Annotated in this window: 19 protein-coding genes; 12 read left to right on the plus strand and 7 right to left on the minus strand. The window is 60.5% G+C overall.

Annotated features, from left to right (window positions below):
* Position 1: 1 nt before the first annotated feature.
* Together SIAM614_RS16200 and SIAM614_RS16205 are read left to right on the plus strand one after the other, a co-directional pair.
* Entirely contained in the window at positions 2 to 766 is a 765-nt protein-coding gene (locus tag SIAM614_RS16200; RefSeq protein WP_006936088.1) for an SDR family oxidoreductase, read from the plus strand.
* Positions 763 to 2,190, plus strand: a complete 1,428-nt coding sequence (locus SIAM614_RS16205; RefSeq protein ID WP_006936090.1) for a carnitine 3-dehydrogenase — start codon at positions 763 to 765, stop codon at positions 2,188 to 2,190. Before SIAM614_RS16200 ends, SIAM614_RS16205 begins: the two co-directional genes overlap by 4 nt.
* Positions 2,191 to 2,245: 55 nt before the next feature.
* Here the strand turns inward: SIAM614_RS16205 and SIAM614_RS30640 are convergent, their stop codons facing one another.
* Positions 2,246 to 3,829, minus strand: a complete 1,584-nt coding sequence (locus SIAM614_RS30640; RefSeq protein ID WP_050789409.1) for a PAN domain-containing protein — start codon at positions 3,827 to 3,829, stop codon at positions 2,246 to 2,248.
* A gap of 318 nt (positions 3,830 to 4,147) precedes the next feature.
* Here SIAM614_RS30640 and SIAM614_RS16215 point away from each other — a divergent pair, with 318 nt between their 5' ends.
* Together SIAM614_RS16215 and SIAM614_RS16220 are read left to right on the plus strand one after the other, a co-directional pair.
* The gene (locus SIAM614_RS16215; RefSeq protein WP_006936098.1) at positions 4,148 to 4,558 is read left to right on the plus strand and encodes a hypothetical protein; all 411 of its coding nucleotides are present in this window, start codon (positions 4,148 to 4,150) and stop codon (positions 4,556 to 4,558) included.
* A 120-nt stretch (positions 4,559 to 4,678) separates the two neighbouring features.
* Positions 4,679 to 6,505 (plus strand): vWA domain-containing protein, encoded by a 1,827-nt coding sequence (locus tag SIAM614_RS16220; RefSeq protein ID WP_006936099.1) that lies wholly within the window; start codon positions 4,679 to 4,681, stop codon positions 6,503 to 6,505.
* 259 nt (positions 6,506 to 6,764) lie between these two features.
* On the opposite strand, the gene SIAM614_RS16225 is transcribed toward SIAM614_RS16220, so the two are convergent.
* The 3 genes from SIAM614_RS16225 to SIAM614_RS16235 form a co-directional block, all read right to left on the minus strand.
* Entirely contained in the window at positions 6,765 to 7,571 is an 807-nt protein-coding gene (locus SIAM614_RS16225; RefSeq protein WP_040440426.1) for a hypothetical protein, read from the minus strand.
* Between the two features lie 20 nt (positions 7,572 to 7,591).
* Entirely contained in the window at positions 7,592 to 8,248 is a 657-nt protein-coding gene (locus tag SIAM614_RS16230; protein ID WP_006936101.1) for an SH3 domain-containing protein, read from the minus strand.
* A gap of 102 nt (positions 8,249 to 8,350) precedes the next feature.
* Complete coding sequence (locus SIAM614_RS16235) at positions 8,351 to 9,004, minus strand: LuxR C-terminal-related transcriptional regulator (protein ID WP_006936102.1); 654 nt, start codon at positions 9,002 to 9,004, stop codon at positions 8,351 to 8,353.
* A 51-nt stretch (positions 9,005 to 9,055) separates the two neighbouring features.
* Between SIAM614_RS16235 and SIAM614_RS16240 the strand changes: the two genes are divergently transcribed.
* Entirely contained in the window at positions 9,056 to 11,083 is a 2,028-nt protein-coding gene (locus SIAM614_RS16240) for a sensor histidine kinase (RefSeq protein ID WP_006936103.1), read from the plus strand.
* A 23-nt stretch (positions 11,084 to 11,106) separates the two neighbouring features.
* Here the strand turns inward: SIAM614_RS16240 and SIAM614_RS16245 are convergent, their stop codons facing one another.
* From SIAM614_RS16245 to SIAM614_RS16255, 3 genes are read right to left on the minus strand one after another with little or no spacing between them, the layout of a single operon-like run.
* Positions 11,107 to 12,720, minus strand: a complete 1,614-nt coding sequence (locus SIAM614_RS16245) for a 5-guanidino-2-oxopentanoate decarboxylase (protein WP_006936104.1) — start codon at positions 12,718 to 12,720, stop codon at positions 11,107 to 11,109.
* Positions 12,711 to 13,907, minus strand: a complete 1,197-nt coding sequence (locus tag SIAM614_RS16250; RefSeq protein WP_006936105.1) for a pyridoxal phosphate-dependent aminotransferase — start codon at positions 13,905 to 13,907, stop codon at positions 12,711 to 12,713. Before SIAM614_RS16250 ends, SIAM614_RS16245 begins: the two co-directional genes overlap by 10 nt.
* Before the next feature lie 10 nt (positions 13,908 to 13,917).
* Positions 13,918 to 14,562: a TetR family transcriptional regulator C-terminal domain-containing protein gene (locus SIAM614_RS16255; RefSeq protein ID WP_006936106.1), complete on the minus strand. Its 645-nt coding sequence runs from the start codon at positions 14,560 to 14,562 to the stop codon at positions 13,918 to 13,920.
* A gap of 301 nt (positions 14,563 to 14,863) precedes the next feature.
* Between SIAM614_RS16255 and SIAM614_RS16260 the strand changes: the two genes are divergently transcribed.
* From SIAM614_RS16260 to SIAM614_RS16290, 7 genes are all read left to right on the plus strand, one after another.
* A complete protein-coding gene (locus tag SIAM614_RS16260) occupies positions 14,864 to 15,637 on the plus strand; it encodes an ABC transporter ATP-binding protein (protein WP_006936108.1) in 774 nt (257 codons plus the stop codon).
* 76 nt (positions 15,638 to 15,713) lie between these two features.
* The gene (locus SIAM614_RS16265) at positions 15,714 to 16,493 is read left to right on the plus strand and encodes a transporter substrate-binding domain-containing protein (RefSeq protein ID WP_006936109.1); all 780 of its coding nucleotides are present in this window, start codon (positions 15,714 to 15,716) and stop codon (positions 16,491 to 16,493) included.
* An 82-nt stretch (positions 16,494 to 16,575) separates the two neighbouring features.
* Positions 16,576 to 17,304 (plus strand): ABC transporter permease, encoded by a 729-nt coding sequence (locus SIAM614_RS16270; RefSeq protein ID WP_006936111.1) that lies wholly within the window; start codon positions 16,576 to 16,578, stop codon positions 17,302 to 17,304.
* A gap of 1 nt (position 17,305) precedes the next feature.
* The gene (locus SIAM614_RS16275) at positions 17,306 to 18,121 is read left to right on the plus strand and encodes an ABC transporter permease (protein WP_006936112.1); all 816 of its coding nucleotides are present in this window, start codon (positions 17,306 to 17,308) and stop codon (positions 18,119 to 18,121) included.
* The gene (locus SIAM614_RS16280) at positions 18,122 to 19,294 is read left to right on the plus strand and encodes a M20 aminoacylase family protein (RefSeq protein ID WP_006936114.1); all 1,173 of its coding nucleotides are present in this window, start codon (positions 18,122 to 18,124) and stop codon (positions 19,292 to 19,294) included.
* 587 nt (positions 19,295 to 19,881) lie between these two features.
* Positions 19,882 to 20,472: a hypothetical protein gene (locus SIAM614_RS16285; RefSeq protein ID WP_157139905.1), complete on the plus strand. Its 591-nt coding sequence runs from the start codon at positions 19,882 to 19,884 to the stop codon at positions 20,470 to 20,472.
* A gap of 62 nt (positions 20,473 to 20,534) precedes the next feature.
* Positions 20,535 to 22,469 carry a caspase family protein gene (locus SIAM614_RS16290; protein ID WP_198137335.1) on the plus strand — a complete coding sequence of 645 codons (1,935 nt, stop codon included), beginning with the start codon at positions 20,535 to 20,537 and terminating at the stop codon, positions 22,467 to 22,469.
* Positions 22,470 to 22,513: the final 44 nt, after the last annotated feature.

Here is a 22,513-nt window from a genome sequence, read left to right on the forward strand (position 1 = left end):
CATGAGCCGCAGAGTTCTTGTTACGGCCGGTGCCTCGGGTATCGGCCGCGCCATCGCGGAACGGTTCCTGGCAGAAGGGGACGCCGTCGCGATTTGCGATGCCGACCCTGCCGCCGTTACCGCATTCTCGAAGGCGAATGGCAACGCCATCGCTGCCGTTGCCGATGTCACGTCTGAAGCGGAGATGACCGCGTTCCTGAACGACCTGGAGCAGCGCTGGGGCGGTGTCGATGTGGTCTGTGCCAATGCCGGCACCGGTGGTCCAGCCGGCGCGATCGAGACGCTGGACTATGCGGAATGGCAACGCTGTGTCGCCACCAACCTCCACGGCGCCTTCCTGACCTGCCGCTGGGCGGCCAGAGTGTTGAAAGCTCAGGGGCATGGCCTGATCACCCTCACCTCCTCGACAGCCGGTCTTTACGGCTACCCGTTCCGCTCGCCCTACGCTTCGGCCAAATGGGCGATCGTCGGCCTCACCAAGACGCTTGCAATGGAACTCGGGCCGCACGGCATCCGCGTCAACGCAGTCTGCCCCGGTGCGGTGGAAGGGGAGCGGATGGACCGGGTCGTCGCGATGGAAGCCAAGGCGCGCGGCGAGAGCGAAGAGGCCATTCGCCAAAGCTACGTGAAGGGCGTTTCGCTGAAGACCTGGGTCACCGCGCAGGATGTCGCAAACTCCATTCACTTTCTGGCGTCAGAAGCAGGCGCCCGCATTTCAGGACAGATCCTGGCCATCGACGGCCACACGGAGACCTTAGCACCATGACCAGAAAAGCATCCATCATTGGCGGCGGCGTGATTGGCGGCGGCTGGGCCGCCCGTTTCCTGTTGAACGGTTGGGACGTTGCCGTCTTCGACACCGACCCGGAAGCCGAACGCAAGATCGGCGAAGTCATCGCCAATGCACGGCGCAGCCTGCCCGCGCTCTACGACAAGCGGCTGCCGGAAGAAGGCAAGCTCACCTTCACCTCCGATCTTGCCGAAGCTGTCTCTGGAGCCGACTGGATCCAGGAGAGCGTGCCGGAACGTCTGGACCTCAAACACAAGATCCTCGGCAGCTTGACGGAGCTTGCTCCCGAAACGGCAGTCATCGGCTCGTCCACATCCGGCTTCAAACCGTCCGAACTGACCAGCGAAGGCGCAAGGGCCGTCGTCGCCCACCCGTTCAATCCCGTTTATCTGCTGCCTCTGGTCGAACTGGTCGGAGACCCGGCAGAGATGACACGCGCTGCTGAAATCCTGCGCGAGATCGGCATGTTCCCGCTGCAGGTGCGCAAGGAGATCGACGCCCATATCGCCGACCGCCTTCTGGAAGCTGTCTGGCGCGAAGCGCTCTGGCTGGTCAAGGATGGCATCGCCACGACGGAAGAGATCGACGAGGCGATCCGCATGGGCTTCGGCCTGCGCTGGGCACAGATGGGCCTTTTCGAAACCTATCGCATCGCCGGTGGTGAAGCCGGCATGAAGCACTTCATGGCTCAGTTCGGCCCCTGCCTTTCCTGGCCCTGGACCAAACTGATGGACGTGCCGGAATTCACCGACGAACTGGTCGATCTGATCGCCGGTCAGTCAGATGCCCAGTCGGGCCATCGCTCCATTCGTGAACTGGAACGCCTGCGCGATGACAATCTCGTCGGCATGATGCGGGCCCTCAAGAAAAGCGGCAGCGGCGCGGGCGGCGTTCTCAACGATCACGAACGGGCCTTGGCGGCGCCGGCGGAAGCCGACCTGCCGATCACGGGCGATCGCCAGATCCCGCAAAGCTGGACCGACTACAATGGCCACATGAACGAGGCGCACTATCTGGAAGCGGGCGCGGCGGCAACCGACCGGTTCATGGAACTGATCGGTGCGGATGCCGACTACATCGCGACCGGCAAGAGCTACTTCACCGTTGAAAACCACCTGCGTTACCTGGACGAGCTCCTGGCGGGCGAACGCCTGACGGTCACGACCCAGGTGCTTCAGGGAGAAGGCAAGAAGATGCAGCTCTTTCACTTCCTGAAAAACGCCGACGGCAAACTTGCCGCGACCATGGAGACGCTGCTGCTTCATGTCGATCTCGACACCCGCGCCAGCTCTCTGCCGGGGGAAGAAGTCGCCAAAAAGCTCAAGGTCTTCGCCGATGCCCACAAGGCTCTGCCCTTGCCGGACGGCGCCGGCCGCTTCGTCGGGCAGAAGGCCGCCTGACAAGGCCCCGTCCGCGGTCACCCGGACCGCGGACGGGACGTTTTACCGAACAGGCTTACTGGGAAGGCTGAACCATGAACCCGGCCACGACACCAGCGGCATCGGAATAGACATCGGGCCGCGCAAACAGATCGCATCTCCCTGCTCCGGGTGACCAGTTGAACCCGAGACACGTGCGCTCCGCGCAAAGCGTCTCGCACTGACCGGCTGATCCGGCCTGCAGGCTCTCGTCCGGCTGACCGGGAAAGCCCTTGTTCTGCTTGGTGAATGTCTGGACCGGTACAGTCACGTTGGGTTTGAGAGACCCGGCAGCGGCGCGTTGCACATAAGTGTCGGCCTTGGAAAGCAGATACAGCAAGCCATTGCTGTAGCCGGACGATTTCTGAATGCAGATCCGGTTCCACCTGTCGTAGGTCACCGCGTCGCAACCGCTTCGGGCGGTACACGACGAGATGCAGTCTTCCGCACCCATGTTGCGCAGCAAGCCGTCCGGCAGGTCTCCGCCATACAGATCATAGCCGCTCAGGCGCACAAAACCGCCCTCGCCTGACGAAACAGACGCCGATAGAGGCGCATTGCTGGCCTGTGCGGAGGCAGTTCTTCCTGCCGCTGTGCCGAGCGTCTGCGAGGCCGGCAACAGATACCAGTAGGGCGCGGAAAATTCTTCTCCCACCCCGTCTCCGAAATCGTCACCAACCGAATACTGCTCGAAATAGACACTCAGCGGGCTGTAATCGGTATCCCAGAAGCGTTTCCAGTCGTCGGATATCCGGACCGAACACCCGAGCGCCGAAAACTTGCTCGCCGAGAAATAGTTGAAGACCTTGCCGACAAGGTCCTCTCCTTGCCGTGTCAGCACCACCTTGCGCTCGCCGTCCGGATCGCCGGCCAGGATTTCCTCGTAGTATTGTGCGCTGGTCGTATACCCCGGCCTGCCATCCATCAGATTGGCGGCATAGGCATTGTCGCAGACATTGGCGATCTCCCGCTCCGTGATCGAGGCCGGCGGCGTCATTCCTGTAACCGTGATATTGGCCAGAACCGCATCGCCAACGGTTTCGATGTGGAACATGTTTTCAGGGCGCGTTCCAAGGATCCGCTGGTAAAGGAAATCGGTCATCGCCTTTACGCCGTGCTCCTCGCTCAACTTGATATCGAAAAAGGATTCGGCTGCCTTCAGCGCAATCGCAAAGGCCGTCTGAACTTCGCTGGCCGGATAACTGTTCTCGTTGGGCAGATTGAGGCTGGGCGAATGGAACCCAAGCTTGCCGCCGGGCCGCAGGGAGCGCATCTGAAAGCGGATCACGGCTGTCCCGATCCGCATGCTGCCGCCCAGAAAGGCCAGGGAACAGGCGGATTCACATCGCTCTCCCGAACGCACCATGGTTGCGATATCCTGGTCCCAGATCGTATCGAACAGGCGCTTTCCTTCGGCAAAGCTGCCACCGGGGCTATCAAGGCACAGCGTGATGCCTTGCGAGGTGATAGGCAGAACTTTCAGTTTTTCCGCATCGCCCGCAACGATCTGCCCCCGCAAATGATAATCGCACCCTTCCGCATTCGACGGAACGACGTCGGCAGCCCGCGCCACCGACGCGGCGAGACAGGAGAATATAAACACCAGGCATCTCGAAATCATGGGCACTCCTTTTCGAGGCGGTCCATTTGAATAGTGTGGCAGGGCTGATCAGGTGACCGGTACGGCCGGTCCGGGAATGACATCGTCCTCTCGAAATTGCCCGTTCAAAACAGGCGACGACGCAGCAATAGACCACATCTCAAAGCAAGTCTTCAATCCACCAGACGCAGGGTTCTCCCGGCCCTGGGGCAGACCCCTCAGACATGCGATTGGGGTATCGACCCCATACTGGCGGGCCGCCCGCTCTGGCACCTTTCTCTCATCGAAAGATCGATACCCCCTCCGAAAGGAGATCATTCAAGAGAAAGGAATTGACCAATGAAAGCCCTTGCCAAAACCGCTGCCGCCGCAACCGTTCTTGCCATCGCAGGCGTTGCTTCCCTCGGAGCCGTCACACCGGCTGCCGCCATGTTCGATATCTGCAAGAAGGTCCACATCACGGTGAAGAACAACACCGGCCAGCCGATCCAGCTTTACGATCTGGACTACCGTGACCTCGGCTCCAACCGCTGGCGCTCGGAAAACATTTCAAACCGCGTCATTGCCCACGGCGGCACCTATAGCGTCACCCGGAACCTGGAAGGCGTGAACAACGCCAGCACCTTTGTCCGGGTCCAGTTCCGCAAACTGAAGTCCAACGGTCGCTGGAACCTGCTCAAGACCTGGTACGCGGACTCCAGCACGTCGGTCTGCCGCAAGGGTGGAAGCTACCGCATCGTCTTCCGGTAACACGCTGCCGATGACCAACGAGCTGCGCCGCTCAGGCGCAGCTCTTGCCTGAAACCCAAACCAGCCCTCCCCCCTGACGCCCGGAGACACCGTTTCCGGGTGATGAAAAGGATTTGTCTCATGTTTGGCAAACACATGCCCAGAGCCGTGCTGATCAGCTCCGCCTCCCTGATGACCATCGCCATTGCCGGCATCGCCTCGCAAACCATCGATTGGCAGGATCTCGGGAAGAAACTCACAGACACGACAGAAGCAGCCGGCAGAATGACCAGCTCCGGCAAGCCCGACGGTGATGCGTCGGTTTCAACAGCAGAGCTCCCGAAACAGGAAGAGACCCACACCGTCGTCGCCGAAATCGCGCGTCCGGTTGCAACTCCTCAGCCTGCTCCGGCTCCGGCGTTGCCTCAAAAACAAAGAAGTCGTTCGGATGGAGCCGGCGGTGGACTGATGACATTTTCCTCCGGCGCTGGTGGAGCTGTTCTGAACAGCGGTATTCAGTTGGAACCACCGGCAATGCCTGCCGTCCAGCTTGAAGATCGGGAACGGTTTGCCTCCGCCGAGGCCAATCCCCTGAGACGCACGAGCGCGGACCCAGTGTCGACCTTCTCCGTCGATGTCGATACCGCTTCCTATTCCTATGTCCGCAGCACGCTGTCCGGCGGCCGGTTGCCGAATCCGGATGCGGTGCGGGTGGAGGAGATGGTCAACTACTTCGATTACAATTACCCCGTGCCCGAAAAGGGCGGCCATCCCTTCTCCACCAATGTTTCCGTGGTCGACACCCCGTGGAACGAACACACCAAGCTGATGCAGGTCGGCATTCAGGGCTACAAGGTCCCGCTCGATGACCTTCCTTCGCAGAACCTGGTGTTTCTGATCGACACCTCCGGCTCCATGGCCGATGCCAACAAGCTGCCGCTGTTGCAGCAATCCTTCCGCCTGCTGCTGTCCTCACTGCGCGACGAGGACGAAGTCGCGATCGTGACCTACGCGGGCAGTTCCGGTGTGCTTCTGGAGCCGACCAAGGTCGCCGACAAAACCCGGATCCTGGAAAAGATCAACGCGCTGACCTCCGGTGGCTCCACGGCAGGCCATGAAGGTCTGAAAGGAGCCTACGCTCTGGCCGAAACGATGACCGGCGACGGCGAGCAGACCAGGATCATCCTGGCCACCGACGGCGACTTCAACGTCGGTCTGTCCGACCCGGACAGCCTGAAGCGTTATGTCGCCGAACAGCGGGAAAACGGCACGGCGCTCTCCGTGCTCGGCTTCGGCCGCGGCAACTACAACGATGAACTGATGCAGACCCTTGCTCAGAACGGCCAAGGCGTTGCCGCCTACATCGACACGCTGTCCGAAGCCCGCAAGGTGCTGGTGGATCAGGTGGTCAGCTCCATCTCGATGATCGCCCAGGACGTCAAGATCCAGGTCGAGTTCAACCCGGAAACCGTCGCCGAATACCGCCTGATCGGTTATGAGACCCGAGCCCTCAGAACCGAGGATTTCAAGAACGACAAGGTCGATGCAGGCGACATCGGCGCGGGCCACAACGTCACGGCCCTTTACGAAATCACCCCTGTCGGCTCACCGGCGGAAAAGTTCTCCGACCTGCGCTACGGCCCCAAGGAGAAAATCGAAGCCGTTCGGACGTCCTATGCGGGCGAACTCGCCTTTGTGAAGCTGCGCTACAAGTTGCCCGGAGACAAGGAAAGCACCCTGGTCGAGACACCGGTCATGGAAGACACAGTTGGCATTCCGAAGTCGGAAACCCTCTTCGCCGCTTCAGTTGCCGCCTTCGGTCAAAAGCTGAAAGGCACCGATTACCTGGGAGACTGGGATTTCAAGGCAATCGAAAAGCTCGCCAGTGACAACAAGGGCACCGATCCGTTCGGCTACAGATCCGAATTCCTGACCCTCGTGCGCCTCGCCGACGTCGCCGAGCGCTAAACACCCCCACCGCCCGCACAGAAACCGGCAGCCCCACCTGCCGGTTTCTTTTTGCGCCTCTCCCCAGGTTGGCCGTCGCTCCATTCGCCTCCCACCAATGGTCATCCCGCCTTCGGCCATCCCGCCGTTGCTCATCCCTCCTTTGGTCATCCCGGGCGAGCAACGCGAGACCCCGGCCCCACTCATTCCCAGAGCTTTATAGACGACTGACAAATTCGAGAATAAATCTGATGGCTGTGCGTTTGCGCTGCCGGGCCGGTTACCGGTCCCGCAACCAGTCCAGAGAGACTTGCGTCCCATCCGCCTCAACCAGATCGAGACGGCTCGAGAGGATCAGCGACAGAGCGCCCAGATCGTTGGTCTTCCAGAGATAGATCGTATGACGCGTCGGCTCGAAGCGGGCACAGGCCGTCGCGCCGACGTCGGCAACGTAGCGCGGCGGGCCATCGCGCCGGATGTCAAAGCCTTTGGCACCACTGGCATCTTCCGGATTGTTCAGACAGACCGTCACCAGACGCGCGGCAATCGCGTCATCTGCATCGGCGGTTTCTTCCAGTGGAGTCGGTGCCGGGGCCGGCGCACGCCCTGCTGCAGACTTCTCGACAGCCGAGCTCAAACCTTGAGTGTCCGCGCCCGTGGCTTCCTGTTTTTGCGATTCTTGTTTCGGCGCAGCGGCAGGCGCAACGCGTTGCCGATGGGGAACTATCTGTCCGATAGGTGGTTCGGACACACCATCAAAGCCAGCTGACTCCTCAAAGGCGTTGTTGGAAGGTGCTGGGGCCGGCGGCGGGGAGGCCTCGGCGGCAGCCTCTTCACCATCCATCAGCCGGCGCTCTGGCTCGCGCAATTCGAGAGGTTGCGCCGGTTCGGCGGCGACCGCCGGAGCGCTCTCCAGTGCGGGCACCTCGCCTTTCTGAAACCGGATCAGGTCGTTGCTGCCGCTTTCCAGGAACGTCGGCTCCGGCAAGCCGCTGGCCAGCACCGCGACAGTGGCGCAAGACAGCAGAAAGCCTCCGATGAGAAAGCTTTTGGCAGATCTGCGCTTGTGCTGGTTTCTGACGGGCATGTGGCTTGTCGATATGTCCTTCAATTTGCGGGCTCAAGGTAACGGGTATTGACCCATCCGGAAATTGTATCCGAACGGATTTCACACCAGCTTCCTTCACAGCTCTCGGAAAGTTCCACATTACAGGTTCCTGCCGCAAGAGCGCCGGTGACCGCATGCCGTGTTCCGGGCCCCTTCCGCACATTCAGCACGTCGTCCCGCGCAATGGAAACACACATGAGCCGATTGCCGGGCGCGTCACCGGAAGTCAGGAACATGGCCGGAGGCGCCACCGACGCGGTACAAACCCCTCCGACATTTTGGCCGCGCGCGCAAAGCGGACTGACCTTCATCTCCAGCAGCTCCCATTCGCCCGAGGCCGTGCGTATCACCGTGCCCCGATAGTGCTCACCGGACAGGCTGTCATCGAGATATCCCGTCATGACGATATCGACACTGTAGCCGCTGCCCGCCTTGCGCACCTTCAGGTCCAGAGCGGCATTGCCTTCGTCACTCTCCGGATGGCCTTGCAGAAACGGCATCAGCACATCCATGAAATCGGCAGCGACCGCCGTGCCGGGGGCAACGCGGATCTCGCGAAAACCGTCATCCTGTGCCTGCACCGAGCCCGTCCAAAGCAGGCAGGCAACGGGTACCGCGGCAAGCGAGACGGCGGAAAATCTGAAAGAGCGGGGCATGGCAAAATCCTCTTGTGGGTCACACAAAGCAGTAACCCACGTCCGGTCGCCGCCAGCCATGGGGCCAATCCCCCATTCCGGCCGGGGCCTGCAGCCTCCCGGTCAAAGTTCTCGCGACGGATCGATCATGCCTTCCTTCAAGGCCTTGGCCATCAACTGCGGCACCGAATGCACGTTCAGTTTCTGCATCAGGCTGGTGCGGTGCTTGTCGACGGTCTTGATGCTGATGCCGAGGCCTTCGGCAATTTCCTTGTTGGAGCGCCCGGCGAGGATCAGGTTCAGCGTCTGCCGTTCCCGGTCGGTCAGCACCGGCGGTGCAGGCGTTTCCTCCAGGATCTTCAGAAACACGTCAGAAATATGCCGCTGACCCCGCAGGATTCCCGGCAGTTTCTGGTAGAACTCGGCATTGTCCGAGGCTTTTGAAAACAGCCCGTCGACCCCTGTTTCAATAAGGTCGGAAATTAGCCCGACTGCGGAAATGCCGGTCAGGACGACGACCCTCGTTTCCTTCGACCAGCGCCTTGCCTCGATCAGCACTTCCACGCCGCCCGCCAGCGGCATGGAAACGTCCAGCAACAGAAGATCGGGCCGGTGCCTGCGCACTTCGGCAATCGCGCTCAGGCCGTCGCCGGCTTCCGCCAGCACGTTGATCCCCTCCGGTTCGATCAGGCCCGGTTTTTCCAGCGCATCGCGCAGTCCGGAGCGAACGATTGCGTGATCGTCTGCAATGATGGCACTATATCTTTGATCTTTCACGGCTCTCGATCCAGCAGCAGCAGTCCTTCTATCTGACATGCCTTTGGAGAAATGACCAGAATTCTGCACCTGTGGGTCTTCCTGTTTTTCAGTCTTCTCGTGACCGGTCTTGCCCGCGCCGAAACGGTGCGCCTTGAACCCGGCCAGGGTATTGGCGATCTGAAGCCGCACCTGGTTTATGAAAGCGATCCGTCAGCATCGCTCGCAGATATCCTCAATCGATTTCGCTCTGGCGCGTTTTCGCCCACCCTCAAGGCCTCCCTGCTGGGAACCAACTATGCTCCCGAAGCCTGGGCAGCGGTCGAAATCTACAACGCCACCCTGAACGATGGCCGCGCCCCCGACCCTTTCATCCTCACCGTGGAATTGCCGCTTGTCAGCGAGCTGGACGCCTATGTCATCCGCGAAAGCGGCTTTACGGAAAACCTGATCAACTATTCGATTTTCGAACCCTTTGCCCCCGAAGACCATTCCGTGACGCGCCTGCGCACCCCCGTGTTCCAGATCGCGCCGCAGGAGCGGGTCACGCTGCTGGTCAATTTCAAGTTCGGGCCGTTCCAGTCCTTCAAGATGGCGCTGGAAACGCCGGTCGAACTGGAAGCGTCCGCCTTTGCGTCCGGCATCACGCACACGGCGTTCTACGCCTTCACCATTTCCTGCCTGATCTTTTTCTTCGGTTTTCACCTCGCCATGAAAAACTGGATCGGCATGCTGTATGCCCTCCAGTTCGGCCTCGGCCTGGCCTTCATCGGCTATATCGATGGTCTCTGGTTTCGGTTCTTCTTTCCCGACAATCCTGAACTCCAGTCGCCAATCGGGTTCTTTCTGCTGTTTGCCCTGTCGGGCGTCGGCTTCGTCATTTCCGGGCGCTCGCTTGTCCAGGACCGGCGCGAAACCCGGCTGTCCATCGCTCTGACATCCATGGCCTCCCTCTCGGTCGCCGGTTTCGCACTTTCCTTCTTTTCGCCCGGCACCTATGTCGCCTTTTTCGGCTATGTGCTTCTGGCGCTCATGTTCGTCTCGGTTTTCCTGGCGGGCCGCCGTTGGCGGCGCGCCGAAGGCGCAGCACATCTCAGCGGCGAACTGATATCGGCCGCCGGAACGCTTTTGGTCGTCGGACTGATTGCCTTGATGGTGGTTGGTCTGGAGGCGGAAATTCTTCCCGTGGCAACCACGGTGAAAGGCATTTTCTCCTGCCTGCTGATTGCCACCATGACCGGACTGACCGCCCATATCGTCGCCCTGCGCCACAAGCACGCAAACGCCGTTAAGGCCGAAATCAAGGCTCTTGAAGCGGAAACCAAGCGCAGCCGGGAGCTGCTCGTCGCCGAGCGCAATTATACCCGCGCCCGTGACCTCGCCAGCCTGCGCCAGCGCCAGTTGGCCACTGCCTCCCACGATCTGAAACAGCCGATCACGTCGCTGCGGCTGAGCTTTGACCACCTTGCCGACCATATTGAGCCACCGGTCCGCCAGCGCCTTGCAGAGGCCTTCGACTACATGGAAGCCCTGTCGAATTCCTATCTGAAGGAAACGACACCACGGAGCGCTGAAGCAGAAACCGAGAACTTGCCGGATCAGAAAGCCGGAGACGAACCTCTCCGGACCGGTGTCAGGATGGCCCGTGCGGACCCGGCGGAAACCGAGAGCTACGAGCTCTCGCTCGTGCTCGACACGGTCCAGCAGATGTTTGGTGAAGAGGCAATCTCAAAGGGCCTGAAGCTGCGCCGGGTTGCCTCATCCCGCAAAACCGCCGTACCGGCGATCGTGCTGATGCGCATTGCCAGCAATCTGGTTTCCAACGCAGTCAAATACACCGAGACGGGTAAGGTGCTGATCGGTGTCCGCAACCGCGGCCAGACCGTGGACCTTTGTGTCCTCGACACAGGTCCGGGCCTGACCAGGGCTGAGCAGGAGTGTTTCCTCAAGGCCTACGAGAAGGGCAGCTCGTCCCGGGGGCACGGCCTCGGTCTGTCTGTTTGCCATGACCTTGCCCGGGAACACGGCCTTGCGTTCACCTGCCAGTCGGTGAAAGGCAGGGGAACGCAATTCAGGCTGACACTGCCTGCGTCAAACTGACGGAAGCTCTGGAAATGTTCACGTCAGGCAGTTGCGCCGCGCGTGCCCGTCTCGTGGATCTCGATCAGGCTCGGCCCGGAGAGGTCCGCAAACCGCTTCAAGGCGTTTGACAGCTCCGCCACATCGTCAAGACGAACGGACGGCAGGCCATAGGCTTCAGCAATCTTGCCAAAATCGGGTGCCGACGGCGTTACGCCTTCCGGCTGAATGCCGCGGTCCACCATGTAGGAACGTATCTCGCCGTAGCCGTCGTTGTTCCAGACCAGGAAGATCACGCGCGCCCCGCAATCCACCGCCGACCCTATTTCGGCAAGCGAGAACTGAAGCCCGCCATCGCCCACCAGGCAAATCACCGGCGTTCCAGGTTCACCAATGCTGGCGCCAATCGCCGCCGGGGGACCATATCCAAGTGCTCCGAACCCGGTTGCCGCGTTGAACCAGCCGTGTGGCCGTCCCGCTTCATAATACAGGTTGCCGGAGTAGATGGCCTGCGTGCTATCGCCAACGATGATGCAGCCGGGCAGCGTCTCGCGGATCGTCTCCAGAACGCCGACTTCCGCCTGCATCTTGGGGCTCAGCCAGGATGTAACCGCCTCGCGGCAAGCCTTCGCCCGCGCAGCGCCGTCCGCATCCGTCTTGTGACCTTCAAGCAGCGGCAGAAGATCGTCCATCAACTGACTGATACTCGACAACATCGGCAATGCAGCCTCGGGACCGCGCGCAAGCTGGTCCGCATCGATATCGACGCGCACCAGGTTGGCAAGCTCCGGAAAGCCGTCGTCGGCATACATGTCGTAGTCGGTCTCTCCCATCTGCGTGCCAAGGGCAATCACCAGATCGGAGGCCCCGATCACGTCCCGCACGGCGGCAAGGCTCGGACTGGCCGGAATGGACAGCGGATGATCCGCAAACATGCCCCGCGCATTGACCGTTGTGACCAGCGGCGCATCGATCTGCTCGGCCAGCAGCCGGATCTTGTCGGCGGCGGCGACGGATCCGCCTCCGCACAGGATAACCGGTCGGCGAGCCTGGCGGCATTTTTCCGCCAGCTCGGCCACCTGCGCGTGCGCCGCCCGCGGAGCGCAGGCTTTTGACGGATGAATGTCCCCAATCGAAATCTTTTCAACCATCACATCGGTCGGGATCTCGATATGGACAGGGCCCGGTCGCTTTGATTGGAGAATGGCAAAAGCCCGCTCCATGACTGCCGGCAGGTCTGCAGGTTCCAGAAGCGTGTGCGTCATCAGGGCAAGTGGCGCCATCATGGCCCGCTGGTCCGGCAGTTCATGCAGCTTGCCCCGGCCATGGCCGAGGCTGGCCCGGGCATTGACGCCGGAGATCACCAGCATCGGCACGGAATCCTGATACGCCTGCGCCATGGCGGTGATCGTATTGGTCAGGCCGGGCCCGGTAATCACCAGGGCCACGCCGGGTTTTCCCGTAACCCGGGCATATCCGTCGGCCATGAACCCGGCGCCCTGTTCGTGGCGCGGGGTGATGTGGCGGATGTCGGATGTGGCAAGTCCCCGGTAGAGTTCGACAGTGTGCACGCCCGGAATTCCGAAAACCGCCTCGACGCCATTGGCTTCAAGAATATCTATCAGTGCTTCACCGACCGTTTTGGTGACTACGCCCATTTGCGGTTCCCCTCGCCCTTACCGAGGCTGTCCGCAAACGCGGCGATCCGGTCGGTTGCTTCGCAAAGCGTTTCATCGGCGACCGTCAGCGACAACCGGATGAAGTTCGTGGCCTGATCGCCGAAAGACGCCCCCGGCATGACCGCGACATGCTTTTCCGCCAGCAGTTGCTCCGCGAAACTGGCACCATCCAGCCCCGTGGCACTGACATCCACCAGAAGGAACATGCCCGCTTCCGGCATCATGGGCTTCAGGACGCCATGACCGGACAGGTGGTCGAGGATCAGCTTTGCCCGTCTCAGATAGTTCTCCCGCATACGCTCCGCGGTGTCGAAATCCCCGGAAATCGCCATGGCCGTCATGTCCGCAATGAACGGCTGACCACCGAACAGCATGGTTTCGGAAACCGCCAGCAACCGCGTGCAGAACTCTTCCGGACCGATTGCCCATCCGGACCGGAACCCGGGAGCGGCATGAGACTTGGAGATCGAGGACACGACGATTGTTCGATCCGCAAGCGCCGGCTGGTCGAAGGGTGAAGCGAAAGTCCCGTCGAAAATCAGTTTTTCATACACCTCGTCGCAGACGATCCAGAGGTCGTGCTTGATGCAGACCTCGCCGATGGCGGCGATTTCGTCCGCTGTCAGCGTTGCCCCCGTCGGATTGTGCGGCGTGTTGAGCAGGAGCACGCAGCTGTCCGGCGTGATCGCCCTTTCAAGATCTTCCGCTTGAAGGTGAAATCCCTTTTCCGCGCGCAGCGGCACCGGAACCATACGCGCACCGGTCGCGGCGATAACGCCTTCATAGGTGGCGTAAAGCGGATCGCCTGCCAGAACCGCATCGCCCGTTTCCACAAGACCCAGCATGACCGCAAACAGGGCCGTCTGGGTGCCGGGGAAACACAGAACGTTCTGCTCGCTCACATCAGGGCGGCGCTGGCGGTATTTTTCCGTCAACGCTGCGACGATGCCCGGTTCGCCGCGTCCGTTGGAATAGCGGATGCGGCCCGACCTCATCGCCCGGGTCGCTTCTTCGAACAGGGCTTCGTCGGGCAGGATGTCCGGCTCACCGATGGTCAGTTCGATAACGGGAATGCCCGCCGCAGCCATTTCGCGCGCCTTTATGTGGACGGTCCATTTTCCCGAGCCCAGATGGGCAAGGCGGTCGGTGATCGACGCATAACGCATAGTCGGTCTCTCAATTCGTTTGGGGTTTGGCGGCAAGGCTTATTCCGCCGAGCAAAGCCTCGACGGATTTGATGGCAACGCCCGGCAGGGGCGTTTCCGAAAACAGGTGGCCTACAAGCGTGCCTTCGATCCAAAGACCGTCGATCACGCCGTTGATCGCAATTGCCAGTTCCCGGCATCGCTTCGCATCCGGGCTTTCTCCGGCTTCAATCAGGACATCGGCAACAAGCGCTTCCAACACAGAGCGGAAGGCCAGATAGCTCTCAAGGTGAATTTCCGCAAAGGCCGGATCGACGCGCACATGACTGATGAACGCGGCCCAGAGTGACAGCGTCCGCCCGTCGGCGACCGGCGGCGTCAGGTTGGCCACGATGAAGTCGTGCAACTTCGCCCTGGGGTTGGACTGATCGGCATCAGCGGCCGCAGAGACGGCAGATGTCATGCCGGTCATGACCTCCCGATAGGCGTCCTGCAGCATCTGGTCCTTGCTGGAAAAATAGTGGCGAATGAGACCTGGTGTGACACCGGCCCGGGCTGCGATTTCGCGCACGGTCGCACCGCGCAATCCGAGTTCGGAGATGCAGTCCAGCGTCGCCCGGATCAGATCCTGACGCCGGACGGCCTCGCTGGCGCGATGAAACGGACGACGGCTCATCCCCGGCTCCAATGCAGCGGATAGTCTTGCGTGGCAAGGGGCGCAGGCATGGTTTGGCACCGTGCTGCCAACGCCTCATTTGCCTGCCGCATCATCCTTGTGTCCTTCACCTTTGTCTCCGGCCATATGACGCGCCGGTATCGATTTTTTCGTTATTATACGGTTGAATAATTACGAGACAAGTGCAAAGCTTACAACTGTTGCCGCAGCAGAGAGCTGACGCTGCACCGGCAAAACCGACGAGGTCAGCAGGAAACAGAAACACCAACTGCACCGGTTTGATCCGGGCAATGGCGGTAGGATGGAATCAGCGGCGCCAGCCATCGAGGTACGTGACCTCTTCAAACGTTTCGGAGCTCTTGAGGTGCTCAAGGGTGTATCGCTGACGGCCCGGCAGGGCGACGTAATCGCGATCATTGGCGGATCGGGCTCCGGTAAATCCACTTTTCTGCGCTGCATCAACATGCTCGAGATGCCAAGCGCCGGGTCGGTCACCATCCATGGTGAAACTATCGACCTCAAGAACGACGGCCACCATGGCCTGCGCCCTGCCAACCGCAAGCAGATCGAGCGCATTCGCAGCCAGCTTGCAATGGTCTTCCAGAGCTTCAATCTGTGGCAGCACATGACCGTGCTCCAGAACGTGATTGAAGTTCCGATCCATGTTCTGGGTATGAAACGTGCCGAAGCCGTCGACATTGCAGAAACATTGCTGCGCCGTGTCGGACTGCACGAAAAGCGGGACGCCTATCCGGCATTCCTGTCCGGTGGCCAACAGCAGCGCGCCGCCATTGCCCGCGCGCTTGCCGTTCAGCCGCTTGCCATGCTGTTCGACGAACCGACATCCGCTCTCGACCCGGAACTGGTCGGAGAGGTTCTCGGTGTCATCGGCGATCTGGCCCGCGAACAGCGCACCATGATCCTGGTCACCCATGAAATGAAATTCGCACGGGAAGTCGCCAGTCACGTCATCTTTCTGCACGACGGAATTATTGAGGAACAGGGCCCACCGGACCAGGTGTTCGATGACCCGAAATCAGAGCGGCTGAAGAAATTCATCAGCTCGATCAACTAGACCGTCCCGCGATCTTTTTGCGGGGAGGTCCAGCCGGAATTTCCGGCATGAAAACTCGAAAAAACAGGGGAACACTATGAAGCATATTCTGAAAACAACGCTCGCAGCCGCTGCACTGGCCACCACGGCCTTCACCGGCGCTCTGGCCGAAGAAGTGAAGGTCGGCATCGCAGCCGAACCATATCCGCCGTTCACCTCGCCCGATTCCAGCGGCAAGTGGGTTGGCTGGGAAATCGAGTTCATGGACGCGATCTGCGCGGAAGCCAAGCTTGATTGTGTCGTCACTCCGGTTGCCTGGGACGGCATCATCCCGGCGCTGACCTCCGGCAAGATCGACATGATCATCGGCTCCATGTCCATCACGGAAGAACGCCTGAAAACCATCGACTTTTCCGACAAGTACTACAACACTCCGACGGGCATCATCGGCGCCAAGGGCGACGACTTCGAGGCAACTCCGGAAGGCCTGTCCGGCAAGATCATCGGCGTTCAGGTGTCAACCATTCATGCCGACTATGCCGAAAAGCATTTCGGTGACGTCGCAGCCGAGATCAAACAGTACCAGACGCAGGACGAAGCCAATCAGGACCTCGCCGCCGGTCGTGTCGACGCCGTTCAGGCTGATGCCATCGCTCTGGATGCCTTCCTGAAATCCGAAGGTGGAGACTGCTGCGAACTGAAGGGCAATGTCGAGGACGACCAGGCTATCCTGGGTGCCGGCGTCGGCGTTGGTCTGCGCAAGGACGATACGGAACTGAAGGACAAGCTCAATGCCGCGATCAAGGCGATCCGCGACAATGGCACCTATGAATCCTTCTCGGAGAAGTATTTCGACTTCGATATCTACGGCAGCTAAGCGGCCGGATCACCCTTAAAAAAGCGTCCCGCGCCTTCTGGCGCGGGCGAACACTTTTTCAAAGCAAGGTTGACCGCTGCCGATGGCTGCTTCTCCCGTTTTTCTCAATCTCGATCTGCTCGCCCTGTCGCCGCCGGGCTGGGGCGGTGTTCTTCTCACCGGGTTTGCAGCCTCGCTGCAACTCGCGGTCGGCGGCTTTGGCCTGGGCCTGCTGATCGGCATCGGCGGCGCCTTCGGCAAACTCTACGGCGGGCCGATCCTGCGGGACCTGCTTGAGGTCTATACCACTGTCATCCGCGCCGTTCCCGAGCTCGTCCTTATCCTGCTGCTCTATTACGCCGGAACTGACGCAGTAAATTCCCTCCTGATGCTTGCGGGCCTGCCAAGGGTCGATATCAGTGGCCTGGCTGCCGGTATCTTTGTCATCGGAGTTGTGCAGGGTGCCTACTCGACCGAGGTTTTGCGCGGTGCGATCAAGGCCATCCCGCCCGGTCAGATCGAAGCGGCCCGGGCCTACGGCATGTCGCCTTTCAAGACGTTGCGCCGTATCACCCTGCCCGCCATGCTGCCCTACGCCATTCCCGGCCTTTCCAATCTCTGGCTGATCGCAACCAAGGATACCGCCCTTCTGGCGGTCGTCGGTTTCTCGGAACTGACACTGGTGACCCGCCAGGCTGCCGGAGCCACCAAGGCCTACATGCTTTTCTATTGCGCTGCCGGCGTGCTCTATCTCACCCTGACGCTGGTATCGAACCGCGTCATTGGCCATATCGAACGACGCGCAAGGCGCGGAATTGCGGGGCCGATGTAAGATGAGCGATACCAAAGTCACAATGCCCGCCTATGTTCCGCCGCCGCCGCGCCGGTTGCTGGAACCTCACAGGATCTTCCTGATTGCTCTTTTTGGTGCCATCGTCTTCTGCGCCGTCTGGTTCCTGCGCTGGGACTGGCTGGAGAAATATCAATGGAAACTGATCCACGGCATCTGGGAAACGCTGTTTCTCCTGTTTTCAACGGCCGCCGCCGGTTTCGTCCTTGCCGTCCTCCTGGGGCTCGTCCAGGTCACCGGCCCAAGGCCTCTGGCCATGCTTGCACGCGGCTTTTGCACGTTGATCCGTGGCACACCGCTGCTGCTGCAGCTCTGGCTGCTGTACTACGGTCTCGGCTCTGTCTTCGCGCAATATCCGGAAATCCGGCAGTCGATGTTCTGGCCCTATCTGCGCCAGGCCTGGCCGTATGGATTTACGGCCCTCATGCTTTCCTTCGCCGCCTACGAGGGCGAGGTCATGCGCGGCGCTTTCGCCGGTGTGCCGCGAGGCGAGCTGGAAGCCGCACGCGCCTTTGGCATGGGCCGGTTCACGATGTTCCGGCGCATCTGGCTGCCCCGGGCGTTCTATCGTGCGCTGCCCACCTTGAGCGGAGAAACGGTGCTGCAGCTTAAATCGACACCGCTTGTCGCAACCATCACGGTGGTCGATGTCTACGCCATCATTTCGAGAGTGCGGCAGGACACGTATCTCACCTACGAGCCTCTGCTGCTGCTCGCGCTGATCTATATGTGTCTTACCGGGATTCTGGTATTGCTGTTCCGCTTCCTTGAAAACCGTATCCCCAGCCGTGGTGCGTAAATGACAATACAGTCGTCCAACTTTCTTCCCGAAATCGTCGCTTCGCGGCGCCATCTGCACACGATCCCGGAGATCGGCCTGTCGGAATTCAAGACGTCGGACTATGTCGCCGGCGAACTGACTGCGATGGGCTACGAGGTGACTCGCGGCCTGGCCAAAACAGGCATTGTCGCAACGCTGCGCAATGGCACCTCCACGAAAAGTATCGGTATCCGTGCCGATTTCGATGCGCTGCCGATCCTGGAGGAAACCGGGGCGGACTATGCCAGCACGCATCCGGGCGTCATGCATGCCTGCGGTCACGACGGCCATACGGCCATGCTGCTTGGCGCTGCAAAAATCCTGGCGGACCGCAAACAGTTCGACGGAACGGTGCACCTGATCTTCCAGCCAGCGGAAGAAAATTTCGGTGGCGCCAGATTGATGATGGACGACGGCCTTTTTGACCGTTTCCCTTGCGATGCCGTCTTCGGCCTGCACAACGACCCAACCCTGCCCTTCGGCCAATTCGCGTTCCGCGCCGGCCCGATGATGGCAGCCGTTGACGAATGCAAGATCACGGTCATCGGCTACGGCGGCCATGGCGCCGAACCGCAGGCAGCATCCGACCCGATCGTTTGCGGCGCCAGCATTATCATGGCGTTGCAGACCATCGCCTCGCGCAACATCCACCCGCTGCAGTCTGCCGTGATCACAGTCGGCGCGTTCAACAGCGGCATTGCCAGCAACGTGATTCCCGAGCGCGCCGAAATGATCCTGACGATCCGGTCTCTGGAACCGGAGGTGCGCGACGAACTGGAACGTCGGATTCGCTTGATCGCCGAAGGCCAGGCCGCCAGCTACGGCATGCGGGCCGAAGTCGATTACCAGCGTGGTTATCCGCCCATGATCAACCATGCGGCGGAAAACGACTACCTGCGTGATCTGGCCAAGCGTTTTGCAGGCGAGGAAAATGTCGCGGATCTTGCCCGCCCCTCCATGGGCGGTGAGGACTTTGGCTATTTCCTGGAGGAACGGCCGGGGTGCTACTTCATGCTCGGCACCGCCAGAACCGATCGCGACCCACCCCTGCACCACCCGAAGTACGACTTCAACGACGACATTCTGCCCATCGGCACGAACTTCTGGGTCGCACTGGCGGAAGATTTCCTGTCCGGAAAAGCACGCGGATAATCAACGCGAACCCAGCCTGTCTGTGAACGGGGCGCCTGTTGCAACTCCAGCAAACAAGCGCCCCGCGCCACGCCTGCGCGATATTCGGACGACCGACACCAGGTCGGCCCTGCTTCCACCATGCCATTTTCCCTTGAGCAGGAACGCCTTTCCCGGCCAGCGGAAGCTTGTCCGGACGCCCTTCAGTCTGAAACGGACCACAGGCTTCCCTGAAGACCACCGATCGCTCATCGCTCAGCGAAACGAGACCCGCCCGCTCGCGAGGCAACCTGTGGCGCGAATTTTCGCTTCACTAAACGCAGACACTTGGTAGGATGTTATATGCCGCCGACAATGCAAAATTTATCAAAAACATGATGAAAGCGTCCCAGAACGCTAAGTCAGATTTAAAAATTCGGTGAATTATGGCAGAGATTACCAAGCGCAAGATGCTCGGTTTCCTTTCATTTATTGCATCTATTTTGGTTGCCTGGCTTACAGGCGCCACAAGTTCCGCAAAGGCCAGCAATCAGGCGCTGACAGATTCCGTCAAAAATACTTCCTGGCAGCTTTCCAGCGCACGGCAGATTTTTTCCAGAAGCACCCTGTTGCCGTTCGACGAGTCATTCGACCCGGCGGCGACCGGCAGCATGCTGGAAAGTCCTGGCGGAAAACCGATCACTATCGCCGCGTATGAGAGCGAATCCCCAAGCGTCAAGGCCGGTTCCGGAAAGGAACCTGTCCGGCCGTTTTTCCTCATTCCGAAAGGCGACAACGAACCGACCACCATCGCCCGGGAAAGGGCCACACTTGAGCGCTTCCTGAACACGCGCGTTCGCGTGAAAAATGCCTGCGAACGGTGCAAGCAGAGGGTAAAGACCGGGCTTGAACCGGTCAGGTGCATCACCGAAGTGCTGAAGGACCTGGAGAACCGGCTTGCACGCGAGGCGCAGAATGGTAGCGCGGTCGCGCAATCCGCCCTGCCCATTGTGCGCGAAATGGTGGTAAAAGTGGAGCAGGCAGAGAGCGGCGAAGCGGCCCTTGAAGCCGTGCGCGAAGGCATCAGCAAGGTTCAGCGCATTCAGATCGTCCGCTCGCAGGACACGGTGATCGCGAACCTGCAACAGCAACAGCGCGCCGTCCTGACAGAGACGATTGAGGCGGTCGAAATCAATCTGGCTTCGATGATTTCAATTTGAGTGAAATGCGGTTCCTGACCATGTACGTGTTTCCGGCCCGGCGACGTCTAGAGAGAGGTTTCGTGCTGGCGGTCATACTGCTCGCCGTCACGGTTGCCTGGCTGCCGCCATCGCGAGCCCAGCAACTCGTGCCTGACACGCGCATGGCACTCATCATCGGCAATTCCAACTACAAGGGCGAGAGGCTCCCCAATGCGCGCAACGATGCAGAAAGCATCGCTGCAACGCTGCAAACCCTCCGGTTCGACGTCACGCTCCTTCTGGATGCAACGCAAGAAGACTTCCTGAAGAAAACGGAAGAATTCTCGCAGGCCGTTGTCCAGCGTAACGCCAGCGTGGTTCTGGTCTATTATGCCGGCCATGGTGTTCAGCTGGCGGGCAAGAACTATCTTATCCCGGTCGATTCACGCATCAGCGACATCGACACACTGGTCAGCGACAGCATCCATTTCGATGAGTTGCTCAAGCTTGTCGGGCAAAGCAGCGCCTTCAAGATGGTCTTCCTCGACGCCTGCCAGAACAATCCGTTTCAGGATCGCATCAAGAGCCTGGAAGTTGGCCTGGCACCTCCGCCGGATGTCAGCGGGTTCCTGATCGGTTACGCCACTCAGCCGGGCAAGGTTGCCTATGACGGTGCGGGAGACAACAGCCCCTACGCCTCGGCGCTCCTGTCCTACATGCATGCATCCGGCCGCGAGGTGCTGTCCGTACTGTCGGATGTGAACCAGAACGTGCGCAAGGTCACGGGCGGTGCCCAGGTTCCCTATGTTCAGTTTTCCGTCAAACCGGATTTCTACTTCAAGCCCGGTCCGGAAACGGACGGAGACCTGGAAGTCGGGCTCTGGAAGCTGTCGGCGCAGCAGGAAGATCCGAAGCTGATCCAGCTGTATTTGCAGCGCTATCCGGAAGGAAGGTTCGTCGACGAGGCACAAAAGATACTCGAGCGGACCCTGAAGGATACAAATGGCACGCTGCCGGCCCCTTCGGTCAGTCTCGCAAGTCTGGAAGACGACATCTGGTCGAATGCGCTGGCCTCCCGGAACCAGGCCTTGCTGCAATATTACATCGAGCGCTTTCCGGACGGGCAATATCTGGAACAGGCAAAAACGCTTGTCACCCAGATGGTGCCAGACAACCCGAACAATCTGACGCCATCGGAACTCTGCAGACGATTTGCCACCCATCCGAACGATTCCACCGTCATCTATCGCGGTGTATCGCTGAACCTCCTGGCCAAGAATTCCGGAGCTGCCATTCACTCCTGCGAGCAGGCCGTCAAGGACTACCCGGACGTACCGCACTACAAGGCCCTGCTTGCAAGAGCACGCGCAGCCGCCGGCGATACGAAGATCGCCGTCGACCTCTACCAGCAGGCAGCGGCGGCAGGCGATACGCGGGCGCTGGTCAGCCTTGGCCTTCTCCATGAACTCGGCCAGGGCCTGCCGAAGGACCTTCTGAAAGCCCGCGAGTTGTTCGAACAGGCCTATGCCAACGGCAGTGCGGATGGTGCCATCAACCTCGCCGTTTCCCTCTATAACGGCACGGGAGGGTCAAGGGATGTTCCACGCGCGATCACCCTTCTGGAATATGCTTCCTCGGAAGGTGCCGCCAGAGCGACCTACAATCTCGGCGTCTTTGCCAAGGAAGGCATCTACAAGACCCAGGAAGACGCCGCCGCCTACTTCGAGCTTGCCGCGCAGCAGGGATATGCGGAAGGCGCCCTTGCCGCCGCGGCCATCTACGACGAAGGGTTCCACACCGACAAATCCCCGCAAAAAGCCTCCGAGCTGCTGCTGTCTGCCCTGACGGCAGACAGCGGTGAGACGCTCGCAAAAATATCCGCCGAAGCCCGGAGCTGGTCGCGCGATACCATCCTTGAAATCCAGACCCGATTGCAGTCTGCCGGCTATTACGAGGGCACGCTGGACGGCGTCCCGGGCCCACTCTTCAACCGCGGACTGGAGTCGTGGCGGCTCTATGGTGGCTCCCCATCGTGACGTCCGGCAAGATCGATTGAGAGATTTCGTGGGGGCAGACCGGC

The organism is Roseibium aggregatum IAM 12614 (assembly GCF_000168975.1).
Lineage (GTDB): Bacteria > Pseudomonadota > Alphaproteobacteria > Rhizobiales > Stappiaceae > Roseibium > Roseibium aggregatum.

Excerpts from the sequence above, each read along its gene's own strand:
- SIAM614_RS16200 (WP_006936088.1), top strand. The coding sequence starts at position 2 with ATGAGCCGCAGAGTTCTTGTTACGGCCGGTGCCTCGGGTATCGGCCGC.
- SIAM614_RS16205 (WP_006936090.1), top strand. The coding sequence starts at position 763 with ATGACCAGAAAAGCATCCATCATTGGCGGCGGCGTGATTGGCGGCGGC.
- SIAM614_RS30640 (WP_050789409.1), bottom strand. The coding sequence starts at position 3,829 with ATGATTTCGAGATGCCTGGTGTTTATATTCTCCTGTCTCGCCGCGTCG.
- SIAM614_RS16215 (WP_006936098.1), top strand. The coding sequence starts at position 4,148 with ATGAAAGCCCTTGCCAAAACCGCTGCCGCCGCAACCGTTCTTGCCATC.
- SIAM614_RS16220 (WP_006936099.1), top strand. The coding sequence starts at position 4,679 with ATGTTTGGCAAACACATGCCCAGAGCCGTGCTGATCAGCTCCGCCTCC.
- SIAM614_RS16225 (WP_040440426.1), bottom strand. The coding sequence starts at position 7,571 with ATGCCCGTCAGAAACCAGCACAAGCGCAGATCTGCCAAAAGCTTTCTC.
- SIAM614_RS16230 (WP_006936101.1), bottom strand. The coding sequence starts at position 8,248 with ATGCCCCGCTCTTTCAGATTTTCCGCCGTCTCGCTTGCCGCGGTACCC.
- SIAM614_RS16240 (WP_006936103.1), top strand. The coding sequence starts at position 9,056 with ATGACCAGAATTCTGCACCTGTGGGTCTTCCTGTTTTTCAGTCTTCTC.
- SIAM614_RS16245 (WP_006936104.1), bottom strand. The coding sequence starts at position 12,720 with ATGGGCGTAGTCACCAAAACGGTCGGTGAAGCACTGATAGATATTCTT.
- SIAM614_RS16250 (WP_006936105.1), bottom strand. The coding sequence starts at position 13,907 with ATGCGTTATGCGTCGATCACCGACCGCCTTGCCCATCTGGGCTCGGGA.
- SIAM614_RS16255 (WP_006936106.1), bottom strand. The coding sequence starts at position 14,562 with ATGAGCCGTCGTCCGTTTCATCGCGCCAGCGAGGCCGTCCGGCGTCAG.
- SIAM614_RS16260 (WP_006936108.1), top strand. The coding sequence starts at position 14,864 with ATGGAATCAGCGGCGCCAGCCATCGAGGTACGTGACCTCTTCAAACGT.
- SIAM614_RS16265 (WP_006936109.1), top strand. The coding sequence starts at position 15,714 with ATGAAGCATATTCTGAAAACAACGCTCGCAGCCGCTGCACTGGCCACC.
- SIAM614_RS16270 (WP_006936111.1), top strand. The coding sequence starts at position 16,576 with ATGGCTGCTTCTCCCGTTTTTCTCAATCTCGATCTGCTCGCCCTGTCG.
- SIAM614_RS16275 (WP_006936112.1), top strand. The coding sequence starts at position 17,306 with ATGAGCGATACCAAAGTCACAATGCCCGCCTATGTTCCGCCGCCGCCG.
- SIAM614_RS16280 (WP_006936114.1), top strand. The coding sequence starts at position 18,122 with ATGACAATACAGTCGTCCAACTTTCTTCCCGAAATCGTCGCTTCGCGG.